Source organism: Xanthocytophaga flava, assembly GCF_030068545.1.
GTDB classification, from domain to species: Bacteria; Bacteroidota; Bacteroidia; order Cytophagales; family 172606-1; genus Xanthocytophaga; species Xanthocytophaga flava.
Genome location: NZ_JASJOR010000065.1, coordinates 1 through 9,434 on the forward strand (window position 1 = coordinate 1; position 9,434 = coordinate 9,434).

Annotated in this window: 5 protein-coding genes; 2 read left to right on the forward strand and 3 right to left on the reverse strand. The window is 35.9% G+C overall.

Annotated elements, in window-relative coordinates; translation table 11 throughout:
* Window positions 1-126: integrase core domain-containing protein (locus tag QNI15_RS39065; RefSeq protein ID WP_390902244.1), on the forward strand; the 126-nt coding region annotated here is incomplete at its 5' end.
* A gap of 145 nt (window positions 127-271) precedes the next feature.
* Here QNI15_RS39065 and QNI15_RS38545 read toward each other — a convergent pair.
* The 3 genes from QNI15_RS38545 to QNI15_RS38555 all read right to left on the reverse strand — a co-directional run bounded on the left by QNI15_RS38545 (window position 272) and on the right by QNI15_RS38555 (window position 5,770).
* On the reverse strand, window positions 272-1,795 hold the full coding sequence (locus QNI15_RS38545) for a hypothetical protein (RefSeq protein WP_314037499.1): 1,524 nt from the start codon (window positions 1,793-1,795) through the stop codon (window positions 272-274).
* Window positions 1,796-1,886: 91 nt separating this feature from the next.
* The gene (locus QNI15_RS38550) at window positions 1,887-3,701 is read right to left on the reverse strand and encodes an ATP-dependent helicase (protein WP_314037501.1); all 1,815 of its coding nucleotides are present in this window, start codon (window positions 3,699-3,701) and stop codon (window positions 1,887-1,889) included.
* Window positions 3,686-5,770, reverse strand: coding sequence for an ATP-dependent nuclease (locus QNI15_RS38555; protein ID WP_314037503.1), 2,085 nt, complete (start codon window positions 5,768-5,770; stop codon window positions 3,686-3,688). The genes QNI15_RS38550 and QNI15_RS38555 overlap by 16 nt, the downstream gene beginning before the upstream one ends.
* A gap of 1,029 nt (window positions 5,771-6,799) precedes the next feature.
* On the opposite strand from QNI15_RS38555, the gene QNI15_RS38560 reads away from it, so the two are divergent.
* A complete protein-coding gene (locus tag QNI15_RS38560; RefSeq protein ID WP_314037504.1) occupies window positions 6,800-9,088 on the forward strand; it encodes an ATP-binding protein in 2,289 nt (762 codons plus the stop codon).
* Window positions 9,089-9,434: the final 346 nt, after the last annotated feature.

Consider the following 9,434-nt stretch of genomic DNA (forward strand, 5'->3'; position numbering starts at 1 on the left):
GCTTGGCGGCTGGAATACAACCAGTTCCGACCTCACAGTTCTCTGAAAGGACTTACACCCTGTCAGATGGACGAGCAATCGCAACTGTTCACTACCGCCGATTTTTCCATTTCTGCTCGGTCTTAAAATTGGGTGGAGATCATACCGCCGATTTTTCCATTTCTGCTCGGTCTTAAATTTGGGTGGACGTCCTCTAGTACATTTTTCGATTTGATCCCTGTCTGAATTTTTGGGAGCCTTAAAAATAGAATTCATACAGACATCAAATAATTTATGACGTTTTTATATTGCCTCTAAATTCATTTAAAATCTGATTGTGGTCTTTATCTAATTGATAAGCAGTCTCCAGAATATAAACCAACTCTCTTACCCTTTGAGTATGAAAAAAAGATTCAATTATAAGATAAATTTTATAAAAAAAGAATCCAAGAATACAGTGTATAACTAAAACAATTAGAAAGAAAGTTGATTGCTTAAAAAGTAATTTTAAGAAAGAGTCAAAATTACTTACAATCTGTAATAATGATTGCTTAATAGAAAAACTATAAACTCCAAATAATATACCGACATACAACAGTACAAAAATTAAAGAGATCAAGAAGAGATAATTTGTGAGAGCTTTGAATGCATACCAGATTGATGACATTAATCTTAAGTGAGCTTCATTTCTATTAAGTTCCCTAATTTTATCTATGCAATGAAGACCAATTCTTATTTTAATGATATTTATAAATGTTTCTGATGGATATTCCAAACCTGGACAAATATTAGTAAGATGATTAATCTTTCTCTCTTCAAAATATTGAGAGATAGCACTATAAGGATAGTTTAGCTTCTCAATAAAAAGAGACTCAGTGTGAAGAACACCTTTCTTATTATGTTTTTGGCCTTTTATCTGATCATAGAATGATTCCAATGCTTCTAAATCAGCTATATCTTTAAGTATTTTTTTAGCATCGAGGTTTAAATCATTCCCTTTTGGATCTCTTGCTTTTAGTACTTCTCTAAGCATCTTTTCTTTTTCAGTATCATCACAAGCTAGGTTTATTTTTTCAATCAAGATATCTAGTTCTTTCTGATCCAGTGTCATTGACAACGAGCTTTCTAATTCTTTTTTCAAATAATTTCCACTATGATAAACCCATTTCTGTCGCTCTTTCCTAGATATACGCATATAATACTTCCTGAAACTTATCCTGTCCAATCTTTTTGTCTCTCCTCTATAAAAAAGATGGCCACAAACATATGAACTGACAAGAAATAATATACTGAGACAAATAATAAATGCCTCATTATCTAACACTTTTTTTATTCCACTTTTAATAGTTACTAATCCACTGATAATTTCTTGCCTTATAAAATCATCTTCATTATAATGTTGAAGTAAAACACGATTGTAAATATCTGGATCAAGTGAGTCCAAAGAAGCCCTTATAGAAGATATTTTAGTAATAGTTGTCGTAGCTGTATTAATTCTGTCTAGTTTCGACTGTTGAGTATCATTTCTAAGAGAAGTACTAACAGAGGAATCAAGTTTATTTAATTCTTCTCTAAGCAAACTATGCAATTCACTTTTGTTTTCTAAGCGACGATGAATAAGAGAGTCTTGTGTACTATTTACAACTTTCGATAAGTTATATTTAAATCTTTCTGCGGCCTTAAATGCAATCCATCCATCAAAGATCAATATAATCATCATAATTGTTATAAACAGAAGTCCTGGAACCAGAATACCTAAAAAGTCAACTAGATAATCACCAAACCACCAACCACTATTTGAGTCCTTGTCATTCATATTTATAATAAATTTGGCTTTATAAGCCGATTTTTAGAGAAATGATATAGATAACATACAAATACATTCTGATACTTCTGTAACCGGAAACTTAGCTTTGCTTTTTAGGGGAATCCATTTCCTCACAAGAAACAATTTCAAAACCCCTATTCTCTAATATTTTCTTATAATTATCAGGAAGCTCAGGTAGATTAATAAATAGTCTATTCTTTGCCCTACTTAAAGCAACATATATAATTCGTTGTTCCTCTGTTAATAAACCAGGCTTTAACAAATATTCTACATCTCCTTTTTCCAAAATCACTAATACATTATCAAATTCATCTCCTTTAGATTTATGAATGGTTTTATGACAAGTCACCTCATCTACATTTTTTACACAAACTGCTAGTTGTTTATAGGTATGGGTTTCGTAGAATGACTTAATCTCACCTGTTCTTAAATCTGACAAATCAGCCTTAATTCTTTTTATAATATTACTATAGTAATTGTAAAGTGTGTCATCTTTAAAAGTATCATACAAACTTAGAAGTAAACAAATGGACTTTAATGCCTCTTTCTTGCCTTTATTAATGTCAGTTTCATCTTGAAATAACCACTCTAAGCTTTTTAAAGCATCATTGAATAATCCGTTAAGTGCTAATTCTACTGCTTTGATAGAAGAAACCACAAACCTTCTTCTATCTTTATTTGAGTCCTTATTATAACGTTTATCCAAAAGATCTTTTGTAGGTACACTGCTATTGAGAGATTTATTTAATGAATTAGCAGTAATATTTCTCCTTGACAGTGAATATAATTGCTCTCTTTCGCATAATCCTTCTGCATACTTATATACACTTGCCTTTTTGCCTATAATTATTTTAGGCCTTTCACCATTTTTTTCTACAACATTTTTTTGTCTTAAATCGGAGCGAAAATTATTTAAAACTGCAATTATCTGACTTGTACTTCTATGATTATCCTCTATCGTATAATAACTTATATTTTTCAAAAAAAAGTTTTCAAAATGACTTGGCTCTGCTCCTTGAAATTCATAAATAGATTGTGCAATATCTCCAATAACTCCTATTACCGTTTCTTCTTGTCCAATAGACTTTATTATGTAAGCCTGAATAGGATTAGTATCCTGAAATTCATCGATAAAGAAATAAGGAAACTTAGCTCTGATAACTTTTAATATAAAAGGATATTTAATAATTAAATGGTAGCTAAAGAATAAGATATCGTCATGATGAAGTATTCCTTCTTGCCAATATAGTTCTTTGTATTTCAATAGGCCTAGATCCAAAATATCTAAACATCTTCTACTTAGCCCTTGTCCTCTATTTCCATTTTCATCAAATGAATATGCTTTTCCTTTGTCTGTATGAAGATAAATTTCTTCTTTTTGAGAAAGCTTATATGTCAATGTACTCAACCAATTTACAAGTGCTTCTTTGTTTTGAGGCATTCTAAGTAATTGATTAGGGGTAGGATTTGGATGTTTCAATTGGTTGTTATTTGGATGGTTTTCGATCCAATGCATAACTTTTTTGAAACTAATAATATGCTCATCATGTCCGCTGATTTTTGTTACATCTAGCTTATAATCAGATGCTATAAATGCTATATATGGCTTAATTACATGCCTAAATAAAAAACTATGGATTGTAGATACTTCAACTTGAATTGTAGATTGCCCTAAACGACTCAAAATAGTTTCGACAGCTATATTGGTATAAGTTATACAAGCTATTTTACGAGTTTTACCTAATCTAGTAGAGTTAGAAAGAACATTTTTAATATGATTTATTAACCAATGAGTTTTTCCTGCTCCTGGCCCTGCTGATAATTTATAATGTTGTTCAATCTCAATAATAGAGTTTGAATGAATTACTTCTGGGTTAGTTAAGAACAGATCCATTGTATTGCCTCCCTTATATAGCCTGGTGTTTGAAAATCGGCTCTTTCATCTTTATTTTTCAAAAGATTTTCTGTTAAGTTGTATACAAGCTCAAGTGCATTTTCTCCTTTACCTACTGAATTTAGATAACGAGCTGCAATAATCGCTTTTTGCTTTTCTATAGGGGACCATTGCGAATTAATAATACCGTCCTTAATACGGCTATTCTCTGCATTTTTTTTTAGCCTCTCTAATAATGGCTCACAAGTGTCTGAACCGTATAAATCCATTAAATCTTGAAGTTCTTTTTTATTACTTATAGAATCTGTAATGAGTAACTTAAGTTTAGGGTTAGATGTGATTAGATCATATTCAAAAGTCTTTCCTGATTCTTCATCTTGGCTAAAAAATCGAATATTAGTTGCATCCTTATAGTTATCTATATAATTGGATGCATGATTCTCATATTCATATTTACCCTGATCATATTTATATTCAAAAGGATAACACTTCTCGAAGCTTTTTTCATCAGAGTCGTCATCTCGCGGCCTTTCTCGGCGTACGGGATCACGATCTGTGATACAGATAACCTTTTTAGGTATAGCAAAAGAAGATTTAGTAGTATCAAATAAATATAAAAAGTGGTCAAAAAAACGTCCTCCAACATTAATCACTGCTATATGTTCGTCTTCTAAAGATTTATCTTCGTATTGTGCTAGTGTTGATAATAATAGTTGTTCCGCAATACCCTCTACTAGAATCACTTTCTGAGCAAAAAGCATATCCGATCTTGTAGCATCTAAAAATCGTTGTACATATTTCTTGCTTTTATTTTGCTCTGTTGAAAATACCTTTCCTGGATAACCTACCATAGTTTCTCCATTTTCATTATGAAGACAAATTATTTCATCCAAGGAAACGGCTGAAGTAAGCTGGGTCGAATGAGTTATTATAAACACTTGTCGAACTCTTTTCTTTTCATTCCTATTCTCCTTTAGAAACTTAAGAAATTTATATTGCATGGCAGGATGTAAATGTGCTTCTGGCTCCTCTATTGCTAAGATGGGGAAAACTTTGGCATTATTACCTAAGTATCCACCATCGGCACTAACCTGCATTTTTGCTAAAAGGAGAGACATAAAAAGCAGATTGTTATAACCTAATCCATTATGAGTGGCTGGAATACTTATCTTTCTACTCTCGTCTATCTCGTGTTCAATAATCAGTTTTAAGGCTGAAAACAACTCAACATCAGATATTTCACCTTGAAAGTCAGGTATTGTATTTTTAAAGGACGCACCTGTGGCTTTTGCATAAGAAAGAATTTGTTCTTTTCCTCTCTTCATTCTTCTCTGTAACTCATCTAAGATTGTATTCGCACTTTCATTAAAGCTTCTCTTCTTTGCTTTAATTTCTTGTTCTTTATGCTCTTTTGTCTTATCTGTTTCAGGAGCCGATTTAATTTCATAGTCCATAAAGAAGTCTAAAACATCTCGTAACAGAGTATTTTTACCAGAAAACATATCTCTTTCAACATCACGAATAGCATCTAAAAACTGAAAGTCGAATTTTTGTAATGATTCAGTATCTGCTGTCATTTGTAGTTTTGAATCACCTCCAAAAATCTTAGTTGTATACAGTCTGATAAAATCGTGTTTAATAACTTTCCAGATAAGGTCACAATCGTTTAGATCAGTTATTGCATTCACATAATTTGCTTGTTCTTTCTCAGGAAGAAAAAATTCGTAAGTAAGTAGAGCTTCATACGGATTTACAAGTTTAATAAGCCAATTACCTACTGTAACTAAATCATCTGAATGTAGGTCTTCATTTTCACTTTGTGAGATATGAACTGCAATACTAATTTTAGGAGGATTACTTTTTAACTCATCAAGGGGAATATGTTTATTAAAATCATCTATCTCTAACCTTTTTGTAGTCTGAGTGTCTATGGCAAGAGATAAGGCCTTAATCAGATTGGTTTTTCCAGAATTATTATGTCCTATAATAACATTTATACCATCATTAAAAAGAACTTCTTTCTCTCTGAAATTTCTAAAATTCTTAATCCTTATTTTTGATATATACATGGTTAGATCTTAATGTATTCTATTCTGATTTTTACTTAAAAATCCTCACAATCCAAACAGATCGCAAAATATTCATAACTGTAATTATTTTAATGCAATAAAATGCATCAAACATTAGTAAGCAATACCTCGAACAGGGTATTTTCCCCGTATTTTCCAGGTAATTTCACCCTTATCGACTTTAAAATAAATGCTAGCTTTTTCCTAATTATCACTCTGAATAGTTACTTCTCAAATCAAAACGCCTCCGAAATACTACTCACATAAACAGAGATCCAGCATCTAAAAAAGTGATCTTAAGTGCAACACCCTCTGAAGCAATAAACGCTTTTGTGTATAGGAATTAGGATACGGTAGCACTTCTCAAAAAGATGATCTATAGCAAACTTATACTTTTGCATCACTTGCCTATGTGTATACAATGACCTGAATGTATTGATGAATGGGATGGGGAGATAACTAAACGGATAACCTAAGATATCATTTATAACATATCCTTTTTGTATGTCTAGCGAATATGATGACCCTGCTAAATGCCTATTAACCAACATAGTACTACTCCACTTACATATAATCCGTTTGCCAGCATCGATCCCTTATTAACCTGATGAGAAGGCTTACCAATCACAATGGTTACATTCGCCAGAAAAACAAAAAGCTGAGAAAAAAAAGAATGAACGTCAAAGAAGAACCTAGTCTATAGCTGGATCTTTGATCGCATAGGATAGTGATAATAATCGCTATCACAGATATCACATAAAACAAAGCCTGCCGAATAAAGCCCCGCCAGAAGGGACTTTACACATAGGTAGAGAGTAGTTTCATGAGTTCACAAAAAGAGTAGAATACAAAAATGAAGATTTTTTACAACGTTACCTACCTGTTATTTCCCATATAAAACCTAGTCTTTACACCTGGCGCGAATTTTTATCCTTTTATTTCATTTCTCGCTTACTACGTCTTGTAGGTCATTCCACAGTACATATACTATACACAAAAATAGCTCAGGCATATAAGGGGCCTGTTCCGATGAAGAACTATCCACATTTACAAATTGACCAGTCCAATTGTGACAAAGAACCTATTCACATCATTGGCACCATTCAGGCCCATGGATTTTTGATGGTTCTGGATACCGAGCGCAAGACAATCGCTCAGGTAAGCGAGAATATACACCTGCTTATAGGGATCGCGGCTGAACAGTGTCTGAACATGTCCTATGAGGAACTATTGCCCAAAGAAGTGCTTGCAGAGATCAGCTCATTCGGTGAAGCTTCGGCAACACACGAAATGGTAGCCTCTCCTTTTCCGGTAGTCATACAGGAAAAGCACTACATAGCGTTGCTGCATGATCTGAAAGATAAGCTGCTGCTGGAATTAGAGCCTACCCATCATCACTCGCTTACCCAGCTTACCCAACTGAATGCACTCCAGGCAGCTACCTTCCAGCAGCTAAGCCAAAAAAATACGATTAACGAACTCTCCCTGGTAGCCGCCGAGCGAATTCAGCAATTATTTGATTACGACAGGGTAATGATCTATCAGTTTGACGAGGACTGGCATGGACATGTGGTGGCAGAGAAGGCAAAGCCAGGAGTAAAGTCGTATTTCAATCATCATTTTCCAGCCAGTGATATTCCCGAACAGGCACGCGCCATGCTCAGAAAGAAAGGTATCCGGCAGATTGTAGATGTAGCAGCAGAAAGTGTTCCACTTATACCTTATTTGCATCCTCACACAGGCAAGCCTACCAATGTCAGCAGTACCGAACTGCGAAACCCTTCTGAAATTCACCTGGAGTACTTACAGAATATGGAGGTAGGAGCCACTGTATCCATTGCGATCCTGGTGAAAGGCAATCTGTGGGGCCTCATCTGTGGTCATCACCAGTCGCCCTGTCTGATTGACTACTACCAGCGTACTACGGCCCACCTGATTACGCAGTACTATGCCTCTTGCATTCTCTCGGCTAAAGAGAAGGACGATAAGGAACTTGACCAAACATACAAACAGGTGGAAAAGATACTTATACAGAAAATGGAGCAAAGCCTGAACATCAAAAAAAGTTTATTTGTAAAACCTGTTACTTTACTTGATTTGTCCTCTGCTACAGGAGCAGCCCTGGTGCTGAATGGCAAAATAACAACGCTGGGAAAATGTCCCGGTCAGGCTGCCATCCGAAAGCTGGTTCAGTGGGCGAGTGAGCAGACATTGCCACAGGTGTACCATACACAGGAGTTATATAAAGTATATCCTCCTGCTTTTGGGTTTAAGCAGGTAGCCAGTGGCTTGCTGTTGCTGGAGCTATCCAGACACAATCAGGAATATATTCTGTATTTTAAACCTGAGATCAAGGAGACCATCACCTGGGCAGGTAACCCGGATAAGTCGTTACAGATGGATGCGGAACAAAGGTTGCATCCGAGAAAGTCGTTTGCCAAATGGGAACAGGCCATTGAGGGCAAATCGGCTGTCTGGAGTGAACTGGAGATTGAACGGATTCGCTCGCTGGGTAAAACGGTAGTGAGTATTCAGCTTACCTGCCAGGCCGAAAAACTGCGTGACCTCAATACGCAACTGGAGGGTAAGAATGCACAGATGGAAGACTTTACACATATTGCGTCCCATAATCTGATTGCCCCCTTAAACAACATCCAGGGACTGCTCGGGCTGTATCATCACCAGGAAGATTTTGACACGGCTCAACTGGTGCTGGACAAAATTGCTCTGGTTTCCGGTCATATGAAACAAACGCTACAGGAACTGCACCAGTTACTCAAAGTGAATCAGAGTAAAGAACTTTCGTTTGAGCTTATTGACCTGCCAGAACTTATCCGGCGGGAAATGGCAAACCTTTCCAGCCATATAGAACAAACAGGCGCACAGATTCACCCACAGCTTGCAGTTGAGTCTCTACGCTATCCAAAGGTGTATATGGAAAGTATTCTTCATAACTTCCTTTCCAATGCCCTTAAATACCGTTCCCCGGAAAGAACACCCTACATCAAAATTACGTCCTGGCAGGCAGACGGTAATGTGCTGCTTGAGATCGAGGATAATGGAATGGGGATAGACCTGGAAAAATACGGACACAAGCTCTTTGGCCTCTACAAGACGTTTCATGCCCATGCCGACTCACGGGGTATAGGCTTGTATCTGGTGAGAAAACAGGTAGAATCGCTGGGAGGAAGCATCCACGTAGACAGTCAAGTAGATGTAGGTACCCGCTTTACCGTTCGCTTTCCACTAGTAGGACAAGAAGATACCAGCCGACCTCCTGAATCAATAGAGGGTATGGCTAGGGAAGGTAGTCACTAAATACTAACCTGACTAGCCAGCCTCTCGAATGGCTTCTGATACAAACCTCGGGTTTATATATTGGCTCGTCCCATACCTTTTATGGAAATAAATGTTTTAAAAAGAAAGACGCTGGTTCGAACGTCCGTTCGGACCTATATTGAGAGCAACGTCCGTTGCGTTGGGACAAATTGATACTTGTTCAGGTGTGTGATAGTACCCGAACAGGATTGTAACCAGCCAACGCAGCGTCCGCTCAATGCTGTCAACTTAAGAGTTAAGTATTGGGTTAAGTAAGTATGGAAACGAAAATACAAACCCTCTTTTCTACGGTTCATACTTTGCTAATGAGCCAACAGTTCAAGAT